The sequence below is a fragment of the Achromobacter dolens genome (assembly GCF_902859745.1).
Lineage (GTDB): Bacteria > Pseudomonadota > Gammaproteobacteria > Burkholderiales > Burkholderiaceae_B > Achromobacter > Achromobacter dolens.
Window position 1 is genome coordinate 76,477 of the sequence record NZ_CADIJW010000017.1, and the last position, 25,889, is coordinate 102,365.

A 25,889-nucleotide genomic window follows, 5' to 3' on the forward strand; every position below is an offset into this window, starting at 1 on the left:
CCCCACCCCTGTGGCGAGACCCGCGCCGGGCCGGCGCGGATCACGCGCGCCGGGTTCAGTCGATGGCGGCGCCGGCCGTCTTCACGACCTTGCCGAGCCGCGTGTACTCCTGGGCGCCGAATTCAGCCAGCGACTGACGCGTGGTCGGCGACGGGATCGCGCCGCGCGATTCCAGCGCCTGCTTGACCTCGGGACGCGCCAGGGCGCGCCCCACGGCGGCGTTGAGCTTGTCGAGGATCGCGGTTGGCGTGCCCTTGGGCGCATAGAGCCCGTCCCAGGCGAAAAACTCGTAGCCTTTGACGCCGGCCTCGCTCATGGTCGGGATATCCGGATTCGAGCGCACCCGTTCCGGCGTGGTCACGCCCAGCGCGCGCAGCTTGCCCGCCGCGATCTGGCCCGACACGTTCGGCATGACGTCGATCAGTAGCGAAACGCGGCCGCCCAGCAGGTCCGTCATGGCTGCGCTGCCGCCCTTGTACGGGATGTGCATGATCCTGACCCCCGCCATCTGGTTCAGCAGCTCACAGGCCAGGTGCGATGAGGTGCCGTTGCCGGCCGAGCCACAGGTCAGTTCGCCTGGATGCGACTTGGCGTAGGCCAGCAGTTGCGCCAGCGACTTGAAGCGCTCGTCGCTGGCATTGACCACCAGCGCTGCCGCGATCACGGTAAAGCGCGAGACCGGCTCGAAGTCACCCGGCGCATAGCCCGGCGACTTGTACAGCCAGTGATTGGTTGCCTGGGTGCCGTTGGTGCCGTACGACAGCGTGTAGCCGTCGGGATTGGCGCGCGCCACGATGGCGGTGCCGATGTTGCCGCCAGCGCCAGGCCGGTTCTCAATGATGATGGACTGCCCGAGTTCGCGCGACAGTGGCTCGGCCACCAGCCGGGCCAGGGTATCGCCGCCGCCGCCGGCGGCGAACGGCACCACCAGCGTGATGGCGTGGCTGGGCCAGGCGGCCGATTGCGCCGAGGCGGGATTCGCGGCCAGCGACAGGCAGGCGGCCGCGAGGCAGAGCGAGGTCTTGATGAGGGTCATGGTTTGTCTCCTTGGGGGTCGGGACCGCGCGCCCATTGGTTTTGGTGTGGCGGGCGCGCGGGGCAAATCTCGGATCGGTCGGTGACAGGCCTCCGGTGGTCAGGCGAAGCGGCAACTGACCGCGCCGAGCCGGCCGTAGTCCACGTGAAAGGTGTCGCCCCGCTGGGCAAACACGGGCCGCGTGAATGAGCCGCTCAAAATGATCTGGCCGGCTTCGAGCGCCACGTCATGGGTGGCCAGCTTGTTGGCCAGCCACACCACGCCGTTGGCGGGATGGTTGAGCACGCCCGCCGCCAGGCCGGTTTCCTCGATCACGGCGTTGCGCGACATCATGGCGCCGACCCAGCGCAGGTCCACCTCGCCGACCCGCACCGGCCGGCCGCCCATCACCACGCCGGCGTTGGCGGCGTTGTCGGCGATGGTGTCGAAGACCTTGCGCGGCCGCTTGCTGTCGGGGTCGATCTGGTGCGAACGCGCGTCGATGATTTCAAGCGCGGGAATCACGTAGCGCACCGCGTCCAGCACGTCGAACAGCGTCACGCCCGGCCCCTTGAGCCGCCGCTCCAGGATGAAGGCCAGCTCGACCTCGACCCGGGGCACGATGAAGCGGTCGTGGGGGATCTCGGCGCCGTCGTCGAACAGCATGTCGTCCAGCAAGGCGCCGTAGTCGGGCTCGTCGATCTGCGAGGACAGTTGCATGGCGCGCGAGGTCAGACCGATCTTGTGGCCGACCAGCCGGCGGCCGCCGGCGATCTTGGCCGCCACCCATTCGCGCTGGATGGCGTAGGCGTCGGCGATGGTGATGTCGGGATGTTCGAGCGAGAGCTGGCGCACCTGGGTACGGCTGCGTTCGGCCTGGTCCAGTCGCTGGGCCAGCGCCTTGATGGTCGCGGCGTCCATGGAGGTTCCTTGGGGTGTCATGGGATTTTCCGGCAGGGTTTGGGGAATGTCATTCGGGCGGCAGGTGGCGCCGGCTGCGCTTTTCCGCCAGCAGCCAGTCCTGGCCGCTGGCAACCAGCCGGTCCTGGCAGTCGCGGATGGCAACCAGGCGCGGCGCCCCGCCCTGCACTTGCGGATCGCTGTCGTAGGCGGTGAGGAAATAGCCGACCCTGGCCTGCGACCCGCTGTGTTCGAGCAGGCGCAGGTTGGTGATGACGTGGCAGGTGGTGCGCTGCGGCGCGCGCGCCTCCAGGGCCGCCAGCACCTCGCGCGGCCCGGTCAGCAGTTGGCCCTGGCGCAGCCAGGTGCCATCTGGCGCCATCAGCGCGGCGGCGGCCTCGTGGCGTCGGGTGTCCAGCGCGTGGAAAAAGGTCAGGACGACCGCCTCGCAGGCGGCCTTGGCGTATTCGGTCTGCATTCGGTTCTCCATCAGGGTGTCAGTCGATCCGGGCGCTGGACAACGGCGCGTCGGCGCGCGCCAGTTGCGCGGGGTCCACCTAGGTGCCTTGCGCGATCCACTGGCGCAACTGGCGCAGTTCGCGCGCCGCGTTCACCGCCACGGCGCCGATGACGCGGCCGCCATCGTCCAGCGCCACCGACAGCAGCGCCCGCGCGTCCGCCTGGGGCCGCAGCACTTCGCGGGCGGCGCGCGCCGGAAAGCCGGCGATCTGCACCATGGCGTCGTACTGTTCCGACCAGACCGCGCCGCTGGGCTGGTAAGGCTGGCCGGCATCCAGCGCCGACAGCGCCGCCGCCGCGCCCTGGTCCTGGGCGTTCTGCCAGGATTCGAGGCGGAAGGGGCCGCCGCCGGCGGGCGCGGCCACCGCCACGTCGCCGGCGGCCAGCACATCGGGCGCCGACGTGCGGCAGTATTCATCGACCAGCACGCCGCGCTCGCATGCGATGCCGGCCTCGCGCGCCAGGGCGTCGTTGGCCTGCATGCCCACGCCCAGCACCACGGCGTCCGCTTCCAGTCGGCTGCCGTCCGCCAGCTCGACGACGCCGCCGCCTTCGGGTCGCGCATGCACCGCGCGCAGGCTGGCGTTCAAGCGCAGCGCCACCCCCTGCCCGGCATGCAGCGCCGCCAGGTGGGCCGAGACGCCGGGCGGCACGCTGCGGGCGCACAGGCGCGGCGCCTGCTCCAGCACCGTGGTGGCGCAGCCCGCCTGGCGAGCGGTGGCGGCCACTTCCAGGCCGATCCAGCCGCCGCCGGCAATGACAATGCGGCGGCCGGGGCCCAGGCGGGCCCGCAGGCGCAGGGCATCGTCGCGGGTGCGCAGCACATGCACGGCCGCGGCGTCGGCGCCGGGCAAGGCCGGCACGATGGGACGGCCACCGGTGCACAGGATCAGTTTGTCGTAGCTGAGCGTGGCGCCGTCGGACGTCTCGACCTGATGGCGCTCGGGCCACAACCGCGTTGCCGCGACGCCGGGCCGGAAGGTGATATCCAGTTCGGCCAGCCGTTCCAGGGAAAACAGCTCGGTGCTTTCAGGCGCCGCCTGGCCGCCCAGCACCGCCTTGCTCAAGGGGGGCCGCTCGTAGGGCGCGTGCGGTTCATCGCCCAGCAGCACGATGCGGCCGGCGTAGCCGCGGCCGCGCAGCGTGGCCGCCGCCCAGCCGCCCGCCTGCCCCGCGCCGACGATGACGATGGCGCCCGCTTTCACGGGGCCTCCGCGCTCAAATAGATGGTGCCGGCCTCGACCCGCACCGCGTAGCGGCGCAGGTCGGTGGTGACGGGCGGGCATTGGGGCTTGCCGCTACGGATGTCGAACACGCCCTGGTGCAAGGGGCATTCGATGGTGCCGTCTTCCATATAGCCGTCGGCCAGGCTGGCGTTGCCGTGCGGACAGCGGTCCTGGGTGGCGCAGATATCGCCCTGCAGGTCGTACAGGCACACGGCCTCGCCATCCAGCGCGACGCGCAGCGTGCCAGTGTCGGGAGAGATGTCGCCCACCTGGGCGACCGGGGTCCAGGTCGTCATGGTCACAGCCCCATCGCGTTGCGGTAGTAGTCGTAGAACGAGCGGATCAGCACTTCGGTCACCATGTAGTCGGCCGGCTCGGTGTCGCGGCCGCCCATCTCGACGATGCCGCGCGCCTCGGGGTAGCCGGTGACGCCGATCTGCACCTGGTTCAGCATCTCGCTGTCGTCCATCGAGACGAAGCCGGCCGGGCCCAGCAGGTTGGCGTGCTTCAGGCGCAGGCGGGTCATTTCCTCGTCATCGTCCTCGTAGCCGTAGTAGGTGAAGACGAGTTCATGCTCGGTCGGGCTGCGCGGGATCACGTGGCGCGTCTTGAGCGAATTGGCCTGGATGCCAAATTGCGCGGCGGGAAAGACCCAAGCGCCGCCGACCCGGCCGCGGTTGAATTCCGCGCGCGGGGTGACGGTTTCCAGGTCGAGCAGCTCCAGGTCGTCGCGGAAGCGGCTCATCTCGCTGGTGGCCTCGGTCTTCTTCTTGCCCTCGTTGTGCGACACCATCACGCTGTGGGCGCCGCCGCCGGTGGGAATGCACTCGGACTTGGAATCCGCGCGCCACAGGCCGAAGGTGATGTAGAAGGTGTGCAGCAAGGTGGCGTGGTACGGGTCCTTCAGGTTCTCCAGGTACATCTTCCAGTTGCTGGGGATGAGCTGGCGGCTGTAGCCCAGCAGCTTGAGCTTCTTGCCCGGCAGCATGTGGTCGATCTCGGCCAGCACCTCGGGGCCGCAGTAGTCCTCGAAACTAGGCGCATCGTCGGCGAACGTCGCCCAGATCGAGCCGCCGCGGTTGACACTGCGCAGCTTGCGGATGCCGTTCTGCCTGGGGTCGAAGTCGCGCGGCATGCCGCCCTTGCCCATGGCGCCGCGGCGGAACGGGACGCCCTGCAGGTTGCCGTCCAGGTCGTAGTTCCACTGGTGGTATGGGCAGGTGAAGTCGGTCACCTTGCCGGTGTTCTGCCAGCAGATCTGGGCGCCGCGGTGGGCGCAGCGGTTCTCCAGCACGTTGATCTCGCCGCTTTCGGTGCGCACCATGATGACCGGGCGGTTGCCGATCCAGTTGCGCTTGTAGCAGCCAGTCTCGGGCACTTCGCACTCCAGGCCGACGTAGTTCCAGGTGCGGCCGCCGAAGAAGACGTCCATTTCCTTCTGGAAGATGGCGGGGTCGGTGTAGACCCAGTTGGGAATGCGCGTGTAGCCCTCCTTGGGCCAGCGGCGCTCGATGTGGATGGGGGCCGCGGCGGGAGTTTCCAGCACGGCGGAATCGGAACAGGTCATGGCGGGTTTCCTGGCAGCGGGATCAGAGGGGAACGATGAGCGAGGTGCGCACGCGGTAGTTGTCGTAGACGCAGTCGCGGCGGGCCAGCAGCGGGCCTTGCGGCGTCAGGCGCAGCTCGTCCAGGTAGCGGCCCACCATGTTCAGCGTGGGCTCGCGGTCGGACAGCGACTCCATCACGGCGAAGTTGGCCTGGGCCACGATGCGCTCGCCCTGCGCCTGGATGACGCGCACGCCGCTGATGAAGTGGCGCAGCGAGCGCGGTTCGAACATGGTGGTTTCGCGCAGCGCGGTGACGCGGTCGCGCAGCATGTTCTTGTTCATGCAATAGATCAGGCCGAGCGGCAGGCCGGCGTCGTGGTTCTCGCGCGACAGCACGCGGTAGTGGCAGTCCTCGGTGAAGAAGTCGGGCCATTCCTCCAGCCGGTCTTCGTCCAGGCAGTAGGCGTAGTCGTCGTAGAAATCGCGCAGGCGGGCGCGCAGCGAGGTGTCGTCGGGCAATTGGATCTGGGTCATGGGAATTTCCGGAATGCGAGCGGCGCGCTCAGGACGCGGCGGCCAGTTGCGCCAGGTTGCTTTCGAAACCGCCCTGGCTGCCGAGCGCCAGGATCGGTTCCTGCATGCGCTCCTGCCAGATCAGCGATTCCATGGCGATCTGCAAGGGATGGTCCTGCACCGTCAGGGCCGAGGTGGTCGCGGTGCCCGAGTGGTGCGAATGCATGGCCCAGCCGGGCGCCGACAGGATCAGGTCGCCGGCCTTCCAGTCCAGCCGCACGCCGTTGACCTTGCTGTAGCCGTTGCCGCGCAGGTAGTAGTTGATGGCCGACGAGCTGTGGCGGTGCGGCACGTGGTGGTTGTCCGGCGGCGACGATGAAATCGTGGCGAAGAAGCTGTGGGTGGTGCCGATGCGGCGTTCGGTGGCCGGGTTGTACAGCACGAACAGGCGCCGGCCGTTATAGCCGCGCGCCATGTCCTCGACACTGGGCAGGTGGCGCGAGACCGCCGCCCAGGGCCAGTGCAGCGCCTTCGATTCGAGCACGTCGATGTCGATCAGCCACTCGTAGCCCATCAGCCAGGCGCCTTCCGGCGTGATCTGTTCGCGCAGCGCCAGGTCACGCGCGCGCACCGACTCGGGCGAGCGGGCGGGCGCCGGGCGGGTGTTGGCGTCGGCCGGCGGCACGTCGCCCTCGAATTCCTCGACGTAGTGGATCTCGAGCTTTTCCAGCAGCGGCGCGTTGGAGTACGACAGCCGCACCCAGGGCGTCTGGCCGTCATTGCGGTACGAATGCACCTGCATCGCAGGCGTGTTCCACACGTCCCAGCGGCTCACCGCGATTTCGCGGCCGGCCACCGTGGCCACGCCTTCGCCGCTGATACAGATCTCCAGCATGTTGGAGTTCTTGCGCAGGTTGAAGGTGCGTTCGCCGGGGTTGACGACGTTGATGGTGACGTCCGTGCCAGGGGCCAGGCCCAGACCTGGCGCGGTCGCCAGCGGATGGGCGATGAGCGAGGCGCGGCGGCCGTTGGCGGGGCGCGGCGCGTCGATCAGGCGGGCGATCTCCAGGTCGATCTCCTCCTTGGGGATCACGATCGATGGCCATTTGTTCTGCTCGCGGGGCGCGGCCCCGCTGACGTCGATGAACATGTCTATCTCCTGTTGCCGGCGGGCGGTGCGCGCCGGCGTCATGGTGCTTTGAAGGGGGTAATCGAAATCAGGGCTGCGCCAGCAGCAGGTTCTCGCGGGTCTGCGGCGGCAGGGCGACGCCCAGCCCGTGATCGCGGGCGTGCTCGTACGCCACCTGCGCCATCGCCAGGTCCGACAGGCCCATGCCCATGCCCTTGAACAGCGTCAGCCGCGCATCCGGCGCGCGGGTCTCGCCGCGCGCCAGCAGGTCGCCCAGCACCGCCACGCCGTCCCACGGCGCGCCGTCCGCGCCATAGCGTTCGCGCAGTTCGCGCGAGCCGCGCCGGGCGTTTTCCAGGTCGTCCACCACCACGCGGTCGGCGCGCTCGAACACGTCCTGGCTGAATTCGGCCTTGGCCGGCAGGATCGCGCCCACGGCGTTCAGGTGGCGGCAGTCGGCCAGCCGGGCCGCGTCGACGAAGGGCTCGACGGCGCGGGTGATCAGCGTCACGATCTCGGCGCTGTCCAGCGCGTGTTCCAGCGTGGGCGATTCCTCGATCGTGAAGGCGTACTTGCCGGACACGGCATCGACGAAGGCGCGGCGCTTTGCCTGCGTCGGGCTGTAGACCCGCACGCGCCGCAGCTTGCGCACCGCGGCCAATGCGGCCAGTTGCGTCACTGCCTGCGGTCCGGTGCCGATCAGGGCGGCCTGCGTCGCGCCCTCGGGCGCGAGGGCGCGGGTCGCCACGCCGCTGATGGCGGCGGTGCGCAGCATGCCCAGCGCGCGCGCCTCGATCACCGCCCGCAGCAGGCCGGTGTCGGCGTCGAACAGGCTGAACAGCGACCCGCCGCCCGCCTTGGTGTGGACCCAGGTCTTGAAACCGGCATAGCCGCCGGGGCCGGGCCGCACCGAGCCCAATGCATGCATCGAGCTGCCGTCGCCCCAGGTGGCCAGCGCCTTGGGCACGTTGCGCGCGCCCTCCTTCGCCTGCGCCACCAGCATGCGCTGCAGCGCGTCGATGGCGCGCGGGATGGTCAGCGCCGCGACCACGTCTTTTTCGGTGAGATACCGCAATGCCTCGGTCATGCCTGTGTCCTTCGTGTCAGTGGGGGTGGACGGGTTCGTCCGCCACCGTGTTGCGCAGCGTGCCGACGCCCGGCACCTCGATCTCCAGCGTGTCGCCGGCCGCCAGGAAGCGCGGTGGCTGGCGGCTGGAACCGACGCCTTCCGGCGTGCCGGTGGCGATCACGTCGCCGGGCGCCAGCGGCGTGAAGGCGCTGATGTAGGCGATCAGTTCGGGAATCGGGAAGATCAGGTCGGCCAGTTCGCCCTGCTGCACGGTCTCGCCGTTCAGGCGCGTCTGGATGCGCAGGCCCGCCGGGTCGCCGATCTCGTCGGCGGTGACCAGCCAGGGGCCGATCGCGCCGCTGCGCTCGAAGTTCTTGCCGGGCGTGACCTGGGCGTTGTGCTTCTGGAAGTCGCGCACCGAGTTTTCGGCCATGCAGGTGTAGCCGGCCACGTGGGCCAGGGCGTCGCCCGGCGCGATGTGGCGCCCTGCCCGGCCGATCACCACCGCCAGTTCGCCCTCGTAGTCGAAGCGGTCGGAGGCGCGCGGCTTCCAGACCGGCGCGCCGTGGCCGACGAAGCTGTCGGGATAGCGGGCGAACAGCGAGGGATGGCGCGGCAGCTCGCGGCCGGCCTCGGCCACATGGCGGCCGTAGTTCAGGCCGACGCAGAGGATCTTGCGCGGCGCTGGCACCGGCGGCAGCCATTGCAGGCCGGCCAGCGCAATGCCGGGGCCGTCCTGGCCGGCCGCCGCTTGCGCGATGGCCTCGATGCCCGCCGCCAGCGCAGTGGCCAGATCGGGCCAGTACCGCGTCAACGGCACGACCTCGGCGTCGCGCAGCACGCCCCAGGCCGGCTGGCCCGCATGCTCGAAGCTGATCAGCTTCATCTTGTCTCCTGTCCGTGGGCGATCTCCCTGGCATGCAATTGAGTGACGCATTGCATGCATTCGGTGGCTTTTAAGTGCCTCGACCGCTGTTTTTCCGAATTATTGCATGCAATTTTGATAAATCGCAAGGTCGGATTGTTTTTTTGATGCGCGATTGCATGCAATTTTGTAGGTACACTGGAGGCCCCTTCAGATACGTTTCAGCCGACGATCCGCTATGGCCGCTCAGATCGACAAAGTGATTTCCGAACTCCGGGACATGGTGCTTTCCGGCGCCCTGCAACCCGGCGAACGCGTGGTGGAACTGCAGTTCTCGGCGCGCCTGGGCGTGTCGCGCACGCCGCTGCGCATCGCGCTGACCGAGCTGGAAAAGGAAGGCCTGCTGGAACGCCTGCCTTCGCGCGGCTTTCGCGTGCGGGCCTTCACCGTCGACGAGATCGGCGACGCGGTCGAAGTGCGGGGGGTGCTGGAAGGCATGGCGGCGCGGCTGTTGGCCGAGCGCGGCGCCAGCGCCGAGGTGCTGGAGCAGTTGTCGCAGGCGGTGGAGGAAGGCCGCGCCCTGCTGGCGCCGGCGCGGCGCGACCCCAAAGCCACGGTGGACGCGCGCGCCTGGGGGCAGATCAACCGCCGCTTCCACGAGATCCTGTGCGAAGCGGCCGGCAACCGCGCCCTGCTGTCGGCGCTGGAACACAACAACAAGACGCCGCTGGCCGGCCCGGCCGCGCTGACGCTGCCGTCTACGCCGTCGCAGTTGGAGACGCCCTTCGTGTTACGGGCGCAATCGGATCACGAGGACCTGCTGCGGGCGATCACGCGGCGCGAGGCCGCGCGCGCCGAGAACCTGATGCGCGAGCACGCCTACCGCAGCCGCGAGAACAAGCGCGTGCTGCTGGAATCCCTGCGGGGGGGCGTGGCGGGCGTGGCGCAACCGGCCGATAGCGCGGCGGCTTAGCGCCCTGCGGCCTCGCGGCATGCGCGCGGCCCCGACCCGTCTACATGGCGCAGGGCAGCCCGGCGGCGGGGAACGTCGGTGCGATGGGGCCGCCAGGCCAGGCTGCGTTCAGAACAGCCGGCGCACGCGCTCGCGGATGGCGCCGGCATAGGCCCAGCACCACACCGCCAGCGCCAGCATCGCCACCGTGAAATAGGCGCGCGCCTCCAGCGGCACCGGATTCAGGCGCGACAGCGTCGGGAACGGCTCATAGCCGATGAAGTCGCTGGCGGCCAGCGCGCTGAACAGCAGCGCCAGCACCGGGCCGGTGAAATGCGGGCGTTCGCCGCGGGTCCGCGGATCGGCCCGGAATCGCCAGTGGAACAAGCGCAGCAACTGGATCACGACGGCGGCCAGCGGAACGACCAGGGCAAGCTGCAGTACGAGCAGCGCAACGATGACTTGAGTGGGAAGCATGGCCGCGATTTTACGCGGCCTCGCGGCGCGCTACGGGACAACCCCTATTACTGCGCGATATGCAAACAACTATCGTATTCGAGAATTATCAAATAAGAGAATTCTCGCTTCCGACAAAATGGCCGCAGACCCTACTTACGATTACGCCGTCATCGGCGCCGGCATCGCCGGCGCTTCCGTGGCCTACCGCCTGAGCGCGGCCGCCTCCGTGGTGGTGCTGGAGCGCGAGGCACAGCCCGGCTACCACTCCACCGGCCGTTCGGCCGCCATGTTCATGGAGACCTACGGCACCGCGCAGATCAAGGCGCTGACCCGCGCCAGCCGCGACTTCTACGAACATCCGCCGCAGGGATTCTGCGAGCATCCCCTGCTGAGCCCGCGCGGCGTGCTGTACATCGCCGCGCCCGACCAGCAGGACCTGCTGCGCGAGGTCTACGACGAATTCCGCAGCCAGTCGCCCAACGTCACGCTGATCTGCGCCGAACAGGCGCTGGCGCGCGTGCCCTGCCTGCGGCCTGACCAGTTGTGCGGCGCCATCGAGGAGCCGGACGCCCGCGATATCGACGTGCATGCCTTGCACCAGGGCTTCCTGCGCGGCATGACGCGCCAGGGCGCGGTGCTGCACAACAACGCCGAGCTGGTTGCCGCCACGTACGAGGACGGCGCCTGGACCCTGACGCTGGCCGGCGGCGAGCCGCTGCGGGCGCGGGTGTTGGTGAACGCGGCGGGCGCCTGGGCCGATCAGGCCGCCGCGCTGTGCGGCGTGCGGCCGGTGGGCCTGCAGCCCTGCCGCCGCACCGCCTTTACTTTCACCGGGCCGGACGACGTCGACTTCGCGCACTGGCCGGCCGTGGTCGGGGTCGACGAGAGCTTCTATTTCAAGCCCGACGCCGGCCAGTTGCTGGGCTCGCCCGCCAATGCCGATCCGGTGCCGGCGCACGACGTGGTGCCCGAGGAACTGGACGTGGCTACCGGCATCTACCGCATCGAAGCGGCCACCTCGCTGACCATCCGCCGCCCGCGCCACACCTGGGCCGGCCTGCGCTCGTTCGTGGCCGACGGCGATTTCGTGATCGGATGGGATCCGGCCACGCCCGCCTTCTTCTGGCTGGCGGCCCAGGGCGGCTACGGCATCCAGTCCGCCGCCGGCGTCTCGCGCCTGGCCGCCGACCTGCTGCTCGACCTGCCGTTGAACGACAGCCTGACCGCGCAGGGGGTCGACCCCGCGCGCCTGTCGCCGGCCCGTTTCTCCCCTTCCCGATAGGAGCCCGTTCCATGAGCCAAGCCATCCAGCGCCTGCCCAGCAGCCTGCCCTTCCCCTTCTCACGGGCCGTGAAGGCCGGCGGCTTCCTTTTCCTGTCGGGGCAGGTGCCGATGAGCGCCGCCGGCGAGGTGGTGCGCGGCGACATCCAGACCCAGACCCGCGCGGCCTGCGAGCGCATCGTCGAAAGCCTGGCGGCCGGCGGCGCGCGGCTGGACCAGGTGGTCAAGGCCACCGTGTGGCTGTCGGACATGAGCCATTTCGCCGGTTTCAACGAGGTATACAAGGAATTCTTCGGCGCGGCGCTGCCGGTGCGCTCGACGGTGGCGTCGGCGCTGGCGCTGAACGTCGACGTGGAAATCGAAGTGCAGGCATATATCGGAGATGACCCAAGCGGGCAGGACGAAAGCGGGCAGGACTGAAGTTCGACACGGCGGCAAGAACGGACAACCCTAAAGCACGGAGCGATCGCATGAAGATTTTTTCCGGGTCCCTGGCGACCGAGACCAATACCTTCTCCCCCATTCCGACCGGCCTGTCGGCCTATCGGTCGCGCGGCTACTACCCGGCCGGCCAGCACCCGGACCGCATGCAGATGTTCTCCGGCCCCCTGTGGGCCGCGCGCCAGCGCGCCCAGGGCAAGGACTGGACGCTGATCGAGGGCATGACGGCGGGCGCGACGCCGGCCGGCCTGACCACCCGCCACGCCTACGAGACCCTGCGCGACGAACTGCTGGATGACCTGCGCCGCGCCGGCAAGGTCGACATCGCGCTGTTCGGCCTGCACGGCGCGATGGTGGCCGATGGCTATGATGATTGCGAAGGCGACCTGCTGCGGCGGGCGCGCGAGATCGTCGGCCCGGACACGGTGATCGGCGCCGAGCTGGATCCGCACTGCCACCTGACCGACGCCATGGTGAACAGCGCCGATTTCCTGGTGTGCTTCAAGGAGTACCCGCACACCGACATCCTGGACCGCGCCTACGACCTGGTCGACCTGTGCGTGGCGCGCGCCGAGGGCCGCATCAAGCCGACGCGCGCGGTCTTCGACTGCGAAATGATCTCCATCATGCACACCAGCCGCGAGCCGATGCGCGGTTTCGTCGACCGCCTGCTGGCGATGGAAGGCAAGGAAGGCGTGCTGTCGGTGTCGATCGCGCACGGCTTTCCGTGGGGCGATACGCCCGACATGGGCTCCAAGGTGCTGGTCTACACCGATGGCGACGCCGGCCAGGCCGAACGCCTGGCGCGCGCGCTGGGCGAGGAGATCATCGCTTTCCGCGACCAGTTGGCGCCGCCCTACCCCGGCGCCGAAGAGGCGCTGGACCAGGCGCTGACGCTGGCCGATTTCCCCGTGGTGCTGGCCGACTCGGCCGACAACGCCGGCGGCGGCGCGCCCAGCGACGCCACCTTCATCCTGGAACGCGTGCTGGCGCGCGGCATCCAGGACGTGGCGACCGGGCCGTTCTGGGACCCGGTGGCCGTGCAGCTCTGTTTCGAGGCCGGCCAGGGCGCGCAGATCAAGCTGCGCATCGGCGGCAAGGTGGCGCCGGTGTCGGGCCAGCCGCTGGACCTGGCCTGTGAGATCGTCGCGCTCAAGCGCGACGCCATCATGACAGGGCTGGCCGGCACGCCCGCGCTGCTGGGCGACGTGGCCGTGGTGCGCAGCCAGGGCGTGACCATCGTCATGACCACCAATCGCACCCAGGCCATGGACACCGACCTGTTCACGCAGTTCGGCGTCGATCTGGGCGCGATGAAGCTGGTCATCCCGAAGTCGTCGCAGCACTTCTACGCCTCGTACTCGAAGCTTGGCCGCCACGTCATCTACGTCGAGACGCCCGGCGCCATCACGCAGGACTACAACGCGCTGCCGTTCACCAAGCGCAAGTTGCCGAAATGGCCCTTCAAGGGCTGATATCCAACCATTGCCCACGCAGGCAACCGGACAAAACAAGGGGATGACCATGATGAAACGATTCAGCCTGCTGGGCGCCGCCGCCTTGCTGGCCTGCGGGCTGGCCGCGGGCCAGCCGGCCCAGGCCCAGGCCAAGACGCTGCGGATGGTGCCGCACGCGGACCTGAAGACGCTGGACCCGCTGTTCAACACCGCCTATATCACCCGCAACCACGGCTACATGGTGTTCGACACGCTGTTCGCGCAGGACAGCCAGGGCCTGCCCAAGCCGCAGATGGTGGAAAGCTGGACCGCCTCGCCCGACGGCAAGGCCTGGACCTTCAAGTTGCGCCCGGGTTTGAAGTTCAACGACGGCACCCCGGTGACCGCCGAGGACTGCATCGCCTCGCTGCAGCGCTGGGCCAAGAAGGACACGATGGGCCAGGCGCTGATGGCCGCCGGCGCCGAACTGGCCGCCACCGGTCCCGACAGCTTCTCGCTGACGCTCAAGCAGCCATTCGGCCTGGTGCTGGACGCGCTCGCCAAGCCGTCGGGCATGCCGCCGTTCATCATGCCCAAGCGCCTGGCGCAGACCGACGCCAACACCCCCGTCACGGAAATGGTCGGCTCCGGCCCGTTCCTGTTCAAGCGCGATGAGTGGGTGCCGGGCAACAAGGTGGTGTACGTCAAGAACCCGGCCTACGTGCCGCGCAACGAACCGGCCGACGGCCTGGCCGGCGGCAAGGTCGCCAAGGTCGACCGGGTCGAATGGATCTACATTCCCGACGGCAATACCGCCACGGCCGCGCTGATGAACGGCGAGGTCGACATGATCGAGCAGACCACGCCCGACTTCCTGCCGGTGCTGGAAAGCAACCCGGACATCAAGCTGAACACCTCGGTCGCCACCCAGGGCATGGCCATCGTCAACGCGCTGCATCCGCCGTTCGACAAGCCGCAGGCGCGCCAGGCGCTGTACTACCTGTTCAGCCAGAAGGAAATGCTGGCGGCCATCGGCTATCCGGAGAAGTACCGCGTCGACTACTGTGCCACGCTGTACATCTGCGGCTCGCCGCTGGCCACCGACGCCGGCGCGGCGCCCTACGCCAAGCCCGACCTGGCGCGCGCCAAGCAACTGCTGCAGGAGGCCGGCTACAAGGGCGAGAAGATCGTGGTGCTCTACCCCACCGACCACATCAGCGCGCCCGCTGTCATGGTGCTGACGCAGAACATGAAGAAGGCCGGCCTCAAGGTCGACCTGCAATCCATGGACTGGGCCTCGCTGGCGGCGCGCCGCCTGAAGAAGGATCCGCCCGAGCAAGGCGGCTGGAGCCTGTTCGTGACCTGGGGCGGGTACTACGACGCCAGCACGCCGCTGACCAACCCGTGGCTGTCGGCCGCCTGCGGCAACAGCCTGCCGGGCTGGCCCTGCGACAAGGAGCTGGACGCGCTGCGCACGCAGTGGATCCAGGAACCCGACGCCGCCAGGCGCAAGGACATCGCGGCGCAGTTGCAGGCCCGCGCCTACGAGTCGGTGCCGTACGTCATGTGGGGCGAATTCAAGCCGGTGTCGGCGATCCGCGGGCTGTCGCACACGGAGCTGATGAAGACCGGCATCCCCGTGATGTGGAACGTGGAAAAACCATAACGCGGCGCGGGGCCGCGCGTGATCGCCACGCGCGCCCCGCCCCTGCACAATCAGGCCGCCGCCCAGCGCCCCGTGCGCGCCGCGCCAGGCCGGGGGAACCCAGCGTGAAATACATCCTGCGCCGCATCGCGGCCGTCATTCCCGTCATGGCCGTGGTGGCGGTCGTGGTGTTCATGTTGATCCACCTGTCGCCGGGCGACCCGGCGGCGGTGATCGCGGGCGACAACGCCACCACCGAGGACGTCGAGAAGATTCGCCAGAACCTGGGCCTGGACAAGCCGCTGCTGACGCAGTTCGGCATCTGGGTCGGGCATCTGGCCACCGGCGACCTGGGCACCTCGATCGCCACCCAGATGCCGGTGGCGCAACTGATCGGCCAGCGCATGGGGCCGACCCTGTCGATCGCCATCTTCACCATGCTGTTCGCGGTGCTGGTCGCCGTGCCGCTGGGCGTGCTGGCGGCCTGGAATGCCGGGCGCTTGCTGGACCGGCTGGTGATGATCGGCGCGGTCTGTGCCTTCTCGGTGCCGGTGTTCCTGATCGGCTACAGCCTCGTGTACGGCTTTTCCATCAAGCTGGGCTGGCTGCCGGTGCAAGGCTACAAGCCGCTGGCCGACGGCCTGGCGCCATATCTGCGGCACCTGGTGCTGCCCTGTCTGTCACTGGGGCTGGTGTACATGGCCCTGCTGACCCGCATGACCCGCGCCACCATGCTGGAGGCGCTGTCGGAAGACTACATCCGCACCGCGCGCGCCAAGGGCCTGGCGGCCGGCCCGATCGTCTGGCACGCGCTCAAGAACGCCGCCAACCCCATCGTCACCACCATCGGCGTCGGCGTGGCGCTGCTGATCGGCGGCGTGGTGGTCACGGAAACCGTGTTCGCCATTCCCGGCCTGGGCCGCCTGACCATCGACGCCGTGCTGCGCCACGACTACCCCGTGATCCAGGGCGTGCTGCTGGTCGCCTCGGGCATCTACGTGCTGATCAACCTGCTGGTCGACCTGAGCTACCGCCTGTTCGACCCGCGCATCCGCTATTGAAAAGGGGCGATCCATGACCACCACCACCCTGCCCCTGGCCGCGGCGCGCCCGCGCTGGCGCCGCGCCGGCCGCTCGCTGCGCCGCCACCCGATGCTGTACGTCGGCTGCGCCATCCTGCTGGCGCTCGCGCTGATCGCGCTGGCCGCGCCCTGGCTGACCGCGGTCGATCCGCTGGACATCAACCCGATGGCGCGCATGAAGCCGCCGTCGGCCGAACACTTCTTCGGCACCGACGCGCTGGGCCGCGATGTCTATGCCCGCACCTTGTGGGGCGCGCGCGTATCGCTGCTGGTTGGCGTCGTGGTCGCGCTGGTGTCGACCGCGGGCGGCGTCCTGCTGGGCATGCTGGCCGGCTACTTCCGCCGCCTGGACGCCGTGATCATGCGCATCATGGACGGCCTGATGGCGATTCCGGGCGTGCTGCTGGCGATCGCGCTGATGGCCACGCTCAAGGGCGGCCTGGGCACCGTGATCGTGGCCATCGTGGTGCCCGAGGTGCCGCGCGTGGTGCGGCTGGTGCGGGCCCTGGTGCTGACCATCCGCGAGCAGCCCTATATCGAGGCGGCGGTGGCCGCCGGCACGCGCGTGCCGGCCATCCTGCTGCGCCACATCCTGCCCAACCTGTTCGCGCCGCTGATGGTGCAGGCCACCTTCATCGCGGCCTCGGCCATCCTGACCGAGGCGGTGCTGAGCTTCCTGGGCGTGGGCATCCCGCCGCAGATCCCGAGCTGGGGCAACATCATGGCCGAGGGCCGCAACTTTGTCGCGGTGGCGTTCCACATCATCCTGTATCCGGGCCTGTTCCTGGGCGTGGCCGTGCTGGCCGTCAATCTGGTAGGCGACGGGCTGCGCGACATGCTCGATCCGCGCCTGGCGAAAAAGCTGTAGGAGCGCGCATGCCATCCCAACCTGTCCTGCAAGTGAATGACCTGACCACCTGTTTCGACGGCGACGAGACCACGGTGCTGGCCGTGGACGGCCTGTCGTTCGACCTGATGCCGGGCGAGACCCTCGGCCTGGTGGGCGAATCCGGCTGCGGCAAGAGCGTCACGTCGCTGTCCATCATGCGGCTGCTGCGCACGCCCGGGCGCGTGGCGCGCGGCAGCGTCGAATTCGACGGCCGCGACCTGCTGGCCCTGCCCGAGAAGGCCATGCGGGCCGTGCGCGGCAACCAGTTGTCGATGATCTTCCAGGAGCCGATGACCTCGCTCAATCCGGTCTTCACGATCGGCCGCCAGATCAGCGAGCCGCTGATGCTGCACCAGGGCCTGTCGCGGCGCGAGGCCATGAAGCAGGCCGAGGCGCTGCTGGAGCTGGTGCAGATCTCCGATCCGGCGCGGCGCGTGCACGAATACCCCTACCAGCTATCCGGCGGCATGCGCCAGCGCGCCATGATCGCCATGGCGCTGGCCTGCCAGCCCAAGGTGCTGATCGCCGACGAGCCGACCACCGCGCTGGACGTGACCATCCAGGCGCAGATCCTGCACCTGCTGCGCGACATCCAGGCGCGGCTGGGCACGGCCATCGTGCTGATCACCCACGACCTGGGCGTGGTGGCGCAGATGTGCCAGCGGGTCATCGTCATGTACGCCGGCCGCAAGGTCGAGGAAGGCAGCGTCGACGACGTGCTGGACCGCGCCGCCCATCCCTATACCCAGGCGCTGATCCGTTCGCTGCCCGACTTCGTCGACGGCCAGGACCACAGCGCCCGCCTGGCCGAGCTGCCCGGCATCGTGCCGGTGGTGACGCCCGAATCGCGCGGCTGCGCCTTTGCCGCGCGCTGTCCCCAGGCCCTGCCGCGCTGTGCCGACGAGACGCCGCCCGAGGTCGCCGCCGGCGACCGCCACCGCGTCTGGTGCTGGGCGCGCCAGCCCGCGCCGGCCGCCACGATGGAGCAAGACCCGCGATGAACCTGCACGACGCCCCCTTTCCCGCCGCCGTCGCCACGGCGTCCGCCGCCCCCATGCTGCAAGTGACCGACCTGAAGAAGCACTTCCCGCTGGAGGGCGGCAAGGTGCTGCGCGCCGTGGACGGCGTGTCGCTGTCGGTGGCGCGCGGCCAGACCCTGAGCCTGGTGGGCGAGTCCGGCTGCGGCAAGTCGACCACCGGCAAGTGCCTGATCCGCCTGACCGATCCCACCGCGGGCCGCATCCTGCTCGAAGGCGCCGACCTGGCCGCGATGAACAGCGGCCAGTTGCGCGCCATGCGGCGGCGCATGCAGTTCATCTTCCAGGACCCGTTTTCGTCGATGAACCCGCGCATGCGGGTGCGCGACATCATCGGCGAGCCGCTGCGCAACTTCGGCTACGGCCGCGAGGCCATCCGCGAACGGGTGGCGCAGTTGCTGGCCCGCGTCAGTCTGCGCCCGGACGCCGCCGACCGCTACCCGCACGAGTTCTCCGGCGGCCAGCGCCAGCGCATCGTCATCGCCCGCGCCCTGGCGCCGGAACCAGGCCTGATCGTCTGCGACGAACCGGTCTCGGCGCTGGACGTGTCGGTGCAGGCGCAGGTCATCAACCTGCTTATGGATTTGCAGCGCGACCTGGGCCTGACCTATGTGTTCATCTCGCACGACCTGAGCGTGGTGCGCCACATCAGCCACCAGGTGGCGGTGATGTACCTGGGCAGGATCGTCGAGACCGGCACCCGCGACGCGGTCTTCAACCACCCGGCCCACCCCTACACCCGCGCCCTGCTGGCCGCGGTGCCCTCGGCCCGTCGCGGCGAACGCGCGCCCGTCGCGGTGCTCAAGGGCGAGATTCCCAGTCCGCTGGCGCCGCCGTCCGGTTGCGCCTTCCGCACCCGCTGTCCGCAGGCGCAGGCCCGCTGCGCCCAGGAAACGCCCGTGGCGCGCCCGGTCGGCGCCGGCCAGTTGGTCGCTTGCCATTTCGCCTGAGCCGCCTCGACATTCACCGGAGATCCCATGACTTCATCCGAATCGCAGCCTTTCGACTACCTGTTTGTCGGCGGCACCGTCATCGACGGCGCCAACACGCCAGGACGGCGCGCCGACCTCGGCGTGCGGGGCGACCGCATCGCCGCCATCGGCGACCTGTCCGACGCCCCGGCGCGCCACCGGATCGACGTCGCCGGCCAGGTGCTGGCGCCGGGATTCATCGACTCGCACACCCACGACGACAACTACCTGCTCAAGCGCCGCGACATGACCCCCAAGATATCCCAGGGCGTCACCACGGTGGTCACGGGCAACTGCGGCATCAGCCTGGCGCCGCTGGCGCACGCCAACCCGCCGGCGCCGCTCGACCTGCTGGACGAAGGCGGCTCGTACCATTTCGCGCGTTTCGCCGACTATCTTGACGCCTTGCGCGCCACGCCCGCGGCGGTCAACGCCGCCTGCATGGTGGGCCACTCGACGTTGCGCGCCGCCGTCATGCCCGACCTGCAACGCGCGGCCACCGACGCCGAGATCGACGCCATGCGCGCGCTGGCCGAGGAAGCCATGGCCAGCGGCGCCATCGGCATTTCCACCGGCGCCTTCTACCCGCCCGCGGCCCGCGCCACCACCGAGGAGATCATCGAGGTCTGCCGCCCGCTGAGCACGCATGGCGGCATCTACGCCACCCACATGCGCGACGAAGGCGAACACATCGTGGCGGCGCTGGAGGAAACCTTCCGCATCGGCCGCGAGCTGGACGTGCCGGTGGTGATCTCGCACCACAAGGTCATGGGCCAGCCCAATTTCGGCCGCTCGCGCGAGACGCTGCCGCTGATCGAGGCCGCGATGGCGCGCCAGGACGTGTCGCTGGATGCCTATCCCTACGTGGCCGGCTCGACCATGCTCAAGCAGGACCGCGTGCTGCTGGCCGGCCGCACCATCATCACCTGGTGCAAGCCCTTTCCCGATCTGAGCGGGCGCGACCTGGACGAGGTCGCGGCCGAGCGTGGCAAGTCCAAGTACGACGTGGTGCCCGAGCTGCAGCCGGCCGGCGCCATCTACTTCATGATGGACGAACCCGACGTGCAGCGCATTCTGGCGTTCGGCCCCACCATGATCGGCTCGGACGGCCTGCCGCACGACGAGCGCCCCCACCCGCGGCTGTGGGGCACCTTTCCGCGGGTGCTGGGCCACTACGCCCGCGACCTGGGCCTGTTCCCACTGGAGACGGCGGTCTGGAAGATGACCGGCCTGACGGCCCAGCGCTTCGGCCTGGCCGAACGCGGGCAACTGCGGCCGGGCTACTTCGCCGACCTGGTGGTGTTCGATCCCGCCACCGTGGCCGATACCGCCACCTTCGAGCGGCCGACCGAACGCGCCGCCGGCATCCATTCGGTGTATGTCAACGGCGCGCCCGTCTGGCGCGAGCAGGCCTTCACAGGCCGGCATGCCGGCCGCGTGCTGGCGCGCACGCCCGCCTGAGCCTCGCCGCCTTATACAATCCGGCGTACGCGCGGCGGGGCTTGCGGGCCCCGCCCCTCCTTCGCCAACTCCCTAGACGCCCGGACCGCTACATGGCCCCTACCCGCAAGACGGCCCCACCCGACATCGTGGGCAAGGAAGTAATGGGCGCCCGCCTGCGCGCCGAGCGCAAAGCCCGGAAAATGACGCTGCAGGCCCTGTCGCAAGCCAGCGGCATCGCGGTATCGACGCTGTCCAAGGCCGAGCTGGGCCAGATCGCCCTGAGCTACGAGAAATTCGCCGCGCTGGCGCGCGCGCTGGACATCGACATGACGCGCATGTTCATGCTGGGCGACGCGCCCCAGGCCGAGGTGGCCCCCACCTACGTCAAGAACAAGCTCAGCGACGCCCGCGACTACGCCACCGACAACTACCACTACCGGCTGCTGATGGGCGAATACCCGGGCAAGAAGATGATGCCGATGCTGGCGCTGATCGATTCGCGCAAGGTAGTCGAGTTCGAGGACTACATCCGCCACCCCGGGCAGGAATTCGCGCTGGTTTTGTCAGGCAAGGTCCGCATCCAGTTCGAGAACGGCGACAGCGTGGTGCTGAACCGGTTGGAGTCCGCCTATTTCGACAGCGGCATCGGCCACGTCTACCTGTCGCTGAGCAAGAAGCCCGCAGAAGTGCTGGCGGTCTGCAGCGACCTGGATGAAGTGCCGTCCCGCCTGAAGCCGGTGTCGCCCAAAAACTAGCCCTCGAGGAGCAGACCCCCAAGAAGCAGCCCCCCAAGAAGTAGTCTCCCAAGAAGTAGTCCCTTTCGCTGGCCCGCCTCCCGGCGGGCGCTCCCCCGCGCCTGGCCGAGGCCGGCATCGGCTACGGGAAATCCCGTAGAAACTTTCCTTCCCCGCCCGGGGTCACTCTTTATTCAGCTAATTGTCAGACTTAGCGCCTGACACGCCGCACGCTCGTGCGCTGGCGATCCCCGGGAGAATTCGATGCCGCCTTTGCCCCGTTCCTTGCGCCCCAGCCCCAGCGCAGCCGGCGCGGGGAGCGGCGCGGGCGCGCACGCGCTCGGCCCGCCCGGTTTGTCGGTGATGGATGCAACCGTGGTGCTGGTGGGTGTGGTGATCGGCATCGGCATCTTCGGCTTTCCGCCGCTGGTCGCGCAGCACGCCACGTCCGAGGCGATGTACCTGGCCTACTGGGCCGCGGGCGGACTGGTGATGCTGGTGGGCGCGCTCTGCTATGCCGAACTGGGAGCGGCCTATCCCGGCGCGGGCGGGGAATACCTGTATCTGTCGCGCGCCTGGGGGCCGCGGGTCGGCCTGCTGTTCGCCTGGGCGCGCTGCACCGTGATCCAGACCGGCGCGATCGCCGTGGTGGCCTTCATCTATGGCGACTACGCGCAACAACTACTGCCACTCGGCACGCATGGGGCCACCGTGCACGCGGCGCTGTCGGTGATCGGACTGACCGCGCTGAACGTGGCCGGCACGCGCCATTCCAAGCGCCTGCAATGGCTGTTCACGATCCTGACGCTGGTCGCGCTGACGGCGGTGCTGGGCGCCGCCCTGTTCACCGCCTCGCCCGCCGCCCCCGCGCCGGCGCCGCTGGCCGGTAACGCCGCCGGGCTGATGGGCATGGGCATGGTATTCGTGCTGCTGACCTACGGCGGCTGGAACGAGGCCGCCTATCTCAGCGGCGAGCTGCGCAATCCCGGCCGCAACATGGCGCGCGTGCTGCTGATCGGCACCGTGGTGGTGACCGGCGCCTATCTCTTGACCAACCTCGCCCTGCTGGAACTGTTCGGCCTGCAAGGGCTGCGCGACACGCCGGCGCTGGGCGCGGCGGTGATGCAACTGGCCGCCGGTCCGTATGCCGCCGCCCTGCTGAGCCTGGTGATCTGCGCCACCGCGCTCAGCACCATCAACGGCACCATCATCACCGGCGCTCGCGTCTATTACGCGCTGGGCCGCGACGTGCCGCGGCTGCGCGCGCTGGCCGGCTGGAGCGAACGCAATGAAACGCCGGTCAGCGCGCTGTTGGCGCAAGGCGTCATCACGCTGGCCCTGCTGGCGGTGGGCGCCTTCAGCCACAACGCGGTGCAGACCATGGTGGCCTACACCGCGCCGGTGTTCTGGCTGTTCATGTTGCTGGTGGCCGCATCGGTATGGCGCCTGCGGCAGCGTGACCCCGCGCGCGCCCGGCCGTTTCGCGTGCCCCTGTATCCGCTGACCCCTGCCCTGCTGGCGCTGACCTGCGCCGGCCTGGTCTATTCCAGCGCCGCCTACGCTGGCGCCGGGGCCCTGATCGGCCTGGGCGTGCTGGTGCTGGGCGTGCCGATGCTGCGACTGCTGCGCCCGCACGAAGCGCGCGACCTGGACAGGCGTGGTCCGCAATGAGCCGCCCCTCCCGCTTTTCTTTGCCCTAGGAGTCTTCATCATGCAACGTGCCCATTCGTCCCATTCGCCCGCCCACCGCTGGCCCCTCATGGCATCGGCGCTGGCGCTGGCCCTGTCCCTTGCGGTGCTGGCCGAGGCCCGCGCCGATGCCGCCAGCCCGCGGGCTGCCGCGACCGAAGACTACGTGCCCGATGTCGGCCAGGATGGCAAGGACGTCATCTGGGTGCCGACTCCGCAGACGCTGGTGGACAAGATGCTCGACATGGCCCAGGTCACGCCGCAGGACCGCCTGATGGACCTGGGATCCGGCGACGGCCGCACCGTCATCACCGCCGCCCAGCGCGGCCTGACCGCCAAGGGCATCGAGTACAACCCCGACCTGGTGGCGCTGTCGCGCAGCAATGCCGCCAAGGCGGGCGTGTCCCGCCGCGCCACCTTCGAGGTCGCCGACCTGTTCGAAACCGACCTGTCGCAGGCCGACGTCATCACCATGTTCCTGTTGTCGACCATCAACGAGAAGCTGCGGCCCAAGCTGCTGGAGCTGCCGCCGGGCACCCGCATCGTGTCCAACACCTTCCGCATGGGCGACTGGGAGCCGGATGCCTCCGAAACCGTCACCGAGGCCTGCCAGACCTACTGCAACGCGCTGCTGTGGGTGGTGCCGGCCAGGGTCGACGGCCGCTGGCAGGTGGGCGGCCGCACGCTGCAACTGGAACAGCGGTACCAGATGCTGTCGGGCAAGCTCGGATCCAGCGAGATCTCGGACGCGCGCATGGATGGCCGCACCATCTCGTTCACCGCCGACGGCATACGCTACACCGGCGAAGTCAACGGCGCCACCATGCAGGGCAGCGCCGCCGGCAAGGGCGAATGGTCGGCCCGTCGCATCTAGGGCGGTCGCCCCGCGGGAGCCGGACGCGGCGTCAGCGCGGCGCGGTCTGGATCACCCGGTGCACGAACTGCAGCTTGCCCACCACCGCGGCGGGCAGCACAAAGGGATAGAAGTCGCGCTGGCCCATGCTGCGCGACAGCTCGTTGAGCACGCCGGTCAGCGCCACCCAGCCATTGACCAGATCGAGAAAGCGCTGACCTTCGGGATCGTCCGGGTCGTACAGCGACGCCCGGGTGAAGGGATCGCTGGCCTGGTCCAGCGGCAGCCGCGCCATGCCGAAGCTGAAGGCGGTGTCCAGCGCGTCCATCATGTGCAGGTAGTGGGCCCAGGTCTCGGCCCAGTCTTCCCAAGGATGCGACGAAGCGTAGGCGCTGATGAAGCGCTGCGCCCAATCGGCCGGCGCGCCCTGGTCGTAATGGCGCCGCAATGCCTGCGCGTAGTCATCGCGCTCGTCGCCGAACACCTGGCGGAATGGCGCCAGCCAGGGGCCGCCGGCCACCAGCCGATCCCAGTAGAAATGGCCGATCTCATGGCGGAAATGCCCCACCAGCGTGCGGTACGGCTCGTGCATCGCCTCACGCACCTGGACCCGGTACGCGTCGTCGGCCTCGTGGATATTGAGCGTGATCAGCCCCTGGCCGTGTCCCGTGAGCAGCGGCGAGCCATCGTCGGGCGGCGCCAGCAGGTCGAACGCCAGCCCGCCGTCGCCCGGCGTGCGCGCCCGCGGGATCGGCAGTCCCAGCGTCAGCAGTTGGGCGATCACCTGGCGCTTGGCGCTCTCGACCTTGCGCCACAGCGTCCCGTTGCCCGGCACCGACAGGTCGGGAATGGTGCGATTGAGGCCGCAGGCGATACAGAGATGATCGGCGCGCGCGGCCGGCAGCAGCCAATTGCAGGCAGCCGGCGACGAAAAATTGGCGCAGCGCTTGAAGATTCTGCCGCGCACCCGCCCGGCCTCGATCCAGGCGCCTTCCGTCTTGCCCGGGTCCAGCGCGACGATGTGGCCGTGGCGCGGATCGAAGCCCAGTTGCCGGTGGCAGTTAAGGCACTCGGTGTTGTTGAAGAACACCCGCTGGCCGCAGACACACTGGAATGCCTTGGCGCGGGCGTGACGCTGCCGCGGACGCCGGCGCTCGGGCGCGTTCAACTGGCGGCTCAGGGCATCGAAGAAAGGATTCATGCGACCGGTCTCCGGGCTACAGCGGCGCGGCCTGGACCGCCACCGCCTGTTCCAGCCGCAGGCCGCGCCGCTGGGTGTCCAGCGTCACCAGCGCGCCGAGGGGCAGCGTCAGGTTGGGGTCGCCATGGCCGCTGGGCCAGGCGGCCAGCACCGGGATGCCGCGCGCCTGGAATTGCTCCAGCAGCAGCGGGAACAACAGGCTCTGGCCGACCGCGTCGCCCCCCGGCAGCCCCAGCCGGGTGAAATTGCCGGCCAGCACGCCCTTGATGCGATCGAACTTGCCTGCCGCGCGCAACTGCGACAGCAACCGGTCGATGCGCGGCAGCGCCTCATTGACATCCTCGATGAACAGGATCGCGTCCCGTGTCGCGATCTCGTGGCGCGAGCCGATCATGGCCGCGACCAGCGCCAGGTTGCCGCCCACCAGCCGGCCGCTGGCCACGCCGGGCGCCAGCACCACCGGGTTGGATTCCGGCGGCGCGTCGATCCAGCCGCCCTGCCCGATCTGGCCGCCGACCATCGCCAGCACGTGGCTGGCGGTTGGCTCCTGTTTACCGGCCACCAGGTCCTGAGCCAGCATCGGCCCGTGAAACGTCACGAAGCCCGCGTGACGCTGGATCGCCAGGTGCAGCGCAGTGATGTCGCTATAGCCGATGAAGGGCTTGGGGTGCTGGCGCAGCAGGCCGATATCGAGCCGATCCGCCAGCCGCCAGGAGCCGAACCCGCCCTGCAGGCACCACACCGCGTCAATGGCCGGATCGGCAAAGGCCGCGTGCAGGTCGTTGAGCCGGGCGTCGTCGTCACCGGCCAGGTAGTCGTACGGCGCGTCGCCGCGGGTCAAGGCGGCCGGCATGATGCGCGGGTCGTAACCGCGCGCCTGCAGCCATTCGGCCGCCTCGAAAGCCGCGCCCTCGGCGGCGGAGGCCGGCGCCACGATGGCAACGCGCCCCCCCGGCCGCAGGGCTGGCACGGGCGCATCGCGCCGCGGCGCCG

The 25,889-nt window shown here is 69.5% G+C and carries 26 protein-coding genes; 13 read left to right on the plus strand and 13 right to left on the minus strand.

The window, feature by feature from the left end; all coding sequences use genetic code 11:
- Positions 1-55: 55 nt before the first annotated feature.
- The 10 genes from HV783_RS14680 to HV783_RS14725 all read right to left on the minus strand — a co-directional run bounded on the left by HV783_RS14680 (position 56) and on the right by HV783_RS14725 (position 8,804).
- Complete coding sequence (locus tag HV783_RS14680; protein ID WP_054502498.1) at positions 56-1,036, minus strand: Bug family tripartite tricarboxylate transporter substrate binding protein; 981 nt, start codon at positions 1,034-1,036, stop codon at positions 56-58.
- 99 nt (positions 1,037-1,135) lie between these two features.
- Complete coding sequence (gene hpaH, locus HV783_RS14685; RefSeq protein WP_116793495.1) at positions 1,136-1,936, minus strand: 2-oxo-hept-4-ene-1,7-dioate hydratase; 801 nt, start codon at positions 1,934-1,936, stop codon at positions 1,136-1,138.
- Positions 1,937-1,985: 49 nt separating this feature from the next.
- Positions 1,986-2,393: a nuclear transport factor 2 family protein gene (locus HV783_RS14690; RefSeq protein WP_254603903.1), complete on the minus strand. Its 408-nt coding sequence runs from the start codon at positions 2,391-2,393 to the stop codon at positions 1,986-1,988.
- 79 nt (positions 2,394-2,472) lie between these two features.
- A complete protein-coding gene (locus HV783_RS14695; RefSeq protein ID WP_175189377.1) occupies positions 2,473-3,639 on the minus strand; it encodes an NAD(P)/FAD-dependent oxidoreductase in 1,167 nt (388 codons plus the stop codon).
- Positions 3,636-3,956 carry a non-heme iron oxygenase ferredoxin subunit gene (locus tag HV783_RS14700; protein WP_049073688.1) on the minus strand — a complete coding sequence of 107 codons (321 nt, stop codon included), beginning with the start codon at positions 3,954-3,956 and terminating at the stop codon, positions 3,636-3,638. The genes HV783_RS14695 and HV783_RS14700 overlap by 4 nt, the downstream gene beginning before the upstream one ends.
- 2 nt (positions 3,957-3,958) lie before the next feature.
- Entirely contained in the window at positions 3,959-5,227 is a 1,269-nt protein-coding gene (locus HV783_RS14705) for an aromatic ring-hydroxylating dioxygenase subunit alpha (RefSeq protein WP_175189378.1), read from the minus strand.
- A 22-nt stretch (positions 5,228-5,249) separates the two neighbouring features.
- Positions 5,250-5,741 carry an aromatic-ring-hydroxylating dioxygenase subunit beta gene (locus tag HV783_RS14710; protein WP_054472096.1) on the minus strand — a complete coding sequence of 164 codons (492 nt, stop codon included), beginning with the start codon at positions 5,739-5,741 and terminating at the stop codon, positions 5,250-5,252.
- Between the two features lie 28 nt (positions 5,742-5,769).
- Entirely contained in the window at positions 5,770-6,870 is a 1,101-nt protein-coding gene (locus HV783_RS14715) for a cupin domain-containing protein (RefSeq protein WP_175189379.1), read from the minus strand.
- A gap of 67 nt (positions 6,871-6,937) precedes the next feature.
- A complete protein-coding gene (locus HV783_RS14720; protein WP_175189380.1) occupies positions 6,938-7,936 on the minus strand; it encodes an ornithine cyclodeaminase family protein in 999 nt (332 codons plus the stop codon).
- Positions 7,937-7,952: 16 nt separating this feature from the next.
- Positions 7,953-8,804 carry a fumarylacetoacetate hydrolase family protein gene (locus HV783_RS14725; RefSeq protein ID WP_175189381.1) on the minus strand — a complete coding sequence of 284 codons (852 nt, stop codon included), beginning with the start codon at positions 8,802-8,804 and terminating at the stop codon, positions 7,953-7,955.
- Positions 8,805-9,021: 217 nt separating this feature from the next.
- Here HV783_RS14725 and HV783_RS14730 point away from each other — a divergent pair, with 217 nt between their 5' ends.
- Positions 9,022-9,756: a GntR family transcriptional regulator gene (locus HV783_RS14730; protein WP_054502507.1), complete on the plus strand. Its 735-nt coding sequence runs from the start codon at positions 9,022-9,024 to the stop codon at positions 9,754-9,756.
- A 108-nt stretch (positions 9,757-9,864) separates the two neighbouring features.
- Here the strand turns inward: HV783_RS14730 and HV783_RS14735 are convergent, their stop codons facing one another.
- Positions 9,865-10,212 carry a hypothetical protein gene (locus HV783_RS14735; RefSeq protein ID WP_054502508.1) on the minus strand — a complete coding sequence of 116 codons (348 nt, stop codon included), beginning with the start codon at positions 10,210-10,212 and terminating at the stop codon, positions 9,865-9,867.
- 118 nt (positions 10,213-10,330) lie between these two features.
- Here HV783_RS14735 and HV783_RS14740 point away from each other — a divergent pair, with 118 nt between their 5' ends.
- From HV783_RS14740 to HV783_RS14795, 12 genes are all read left to right on the plus strand, one after another.
- Positions 10,331-11,476 (plus strand): NAD(P)/FAD-dependent oxidoreductase, encoded by a 1,146-nt coding sequence (locus HV783_RS14740; RefSeq protein WP_175189382.1) that lies wholly within the window; start codon positions 10,331-10,333, stop codon positions 11,474-11,476.
- Positions 11,477-11,487: 11 nt separating this feature from the next.
- Positions 11,488-11,895: a RidA family protein gene (locus HV783_RS14745; RefSeq protein ID WP_175189383.1), complete on the plus strand. Its 408-nt coding sequence runs from the start codon at positions 11,488-11,490 to the stop codon at positions 11,893-11,895.
- A 50-nt stretch (positions 11,896-11,945) separates the two neighbouring features.
- On the plus strand, positions 11,946-13,391 hold the full coding sequence (locus HV783_RS14750) for a M81 family metallopeptidase (protein ID WP_175189384.1): 1,446 nt from the start codon (positions 11,946-11,948) through the stop codon (positions 13,389-13,391).
- A gap of 49 nt (positions 13,392-13,440) precedes the next feature.
- Positions 13,441-15,018 carry an ABC transporter substrate-binding protein gene (locus tag HV783_RS14755; RefSeq protein ID WP_162876754.1) on the plus strand — a complete coding sequence of 526 codons (1,578 nt, stop codon included), beginning with the start codon at positions 13,441-13,443 and terminating at the stop codon, positions 15,016-15,018.
- Between the two features lie 104 nt (positions 15,019-15,122).
- The gene (locus HV783_RS14760) at positions 15,123-16,058 is read left to right on the plus strand and encodes an ABC transporter permease (protein WP_049073665.1); all 936 of its coding nucleotides are present in this window, start codon (positions 15,123-15,125) and stop codon (positions 16,056-16,058) included.
- Between the two features lie 13 nt (positions 16,059-16,071).
- Positions 16,072-16,947 (plus strand): ABC transporter permease, encoded by an 876-nt coding sequence (locus HV783_RS14765; protein ID WP_054502511.1) that lies wholly within the window; start codon positions 16,072-16,074, stop codon positions 16,945-16,947.
- Positions 16,948-16,955: 8 nt separating this feature from the next.
- The gene (locus HV783_RS14770; protein WP_254603904.1) at positions 16,956-17,969 is read left to right on the plus strand and encodes an ABC transporter ATP-binding protein; all 1,014 of its coding nucleotides are present in this window, start codon (positions 16,956-16,958) and stop codon (positions 17,967-17,969) included.
- The gene (locus tag HV783_RS14775; RefSeq protein ID WP_054502513.1) at positions 17,966-18,955 is read left to right on the plus strand and encodes an ABC transporter ATP-binding protein; all 990 of its coding nucleotides are present in this window, start codon (positions 17,966-17,968) and stop codon (positions 18,953-18,955) included. Before HV783_RS14770 ends, HV783_RS14775 begins: the two co-directional genes overlap by 4 nt.
- Positions 18,956-18,982: 27 nt before the next feature.
- Entirely contained in the window at positions 18,983-20,437 is a 1,455-nt protein-coding gene (locus HV783_RS14780) for an N-acyl-D-amino-acid deacylase family protein (protein WP_054502514.1), read from the plus strand.
- 92 nt (positions 20,438-20,529) lie between these two features.
- Entirely contained in the window at positions 20,530-21,174 is a 645-nt protein-coding gene (locus tag HV783_RS14785) for a helix-turn-helix domain-containing protein (protein WP_054502515.1), read from the plus strand.
- A 342-nt stretch (positions 21,175-21,516) separates the two neighbouring features.
- Complete coding sequence (locus HV783_RS14790; RefSeq protein WP_064528516.1) at positions 21,517-22,824, plus strand: APC family permease; 1,308 nt, start codon at positions 21,517-21,519, stop codon at positions 22,822-22,824.
- A gap of 40 nt (positions 22,825-22,864) precedes the next feature.
- Entirely contained in the window at positions 22,865-23,716 is an 852-nt protein-coding gene (locus HV783_RS14795; protein WP_175189385.1) for an SAM-dependent methyltransferase, read from the plus strand.
- Positions 23,717-23,747: 31 nt separating this feature from the next.
- On the opposite strand, the gene HV783_RS14800 is transcribed toward HV783_RS14795, so the two are convergent.
- Together HV783_RS14800 and HV783_RS14805 are read right to left on the minus strand one after the other, a co-directional pair.
- Positions 23,748-24,896: a zinc-binding metallopeptidase family protein gene (locus HV783_RS14800; RefSeq protein WP_064528502.1), complete on the minus strand. Its 1,149-nt coding sequence runs from the start codon at positions 24,894-24,896 to the stop codon at positions 23,748-23,750.
- Positions 24,897-24,912: 16 nt separating this feature from the next.
- Positions 24,913-25,889: S66 peptidase family protein (locus tag HV783_RS14805; protein ID WP_254603905.1), on the minus strand; the 977-nt coding region annotated here is incomplete at its 5' end.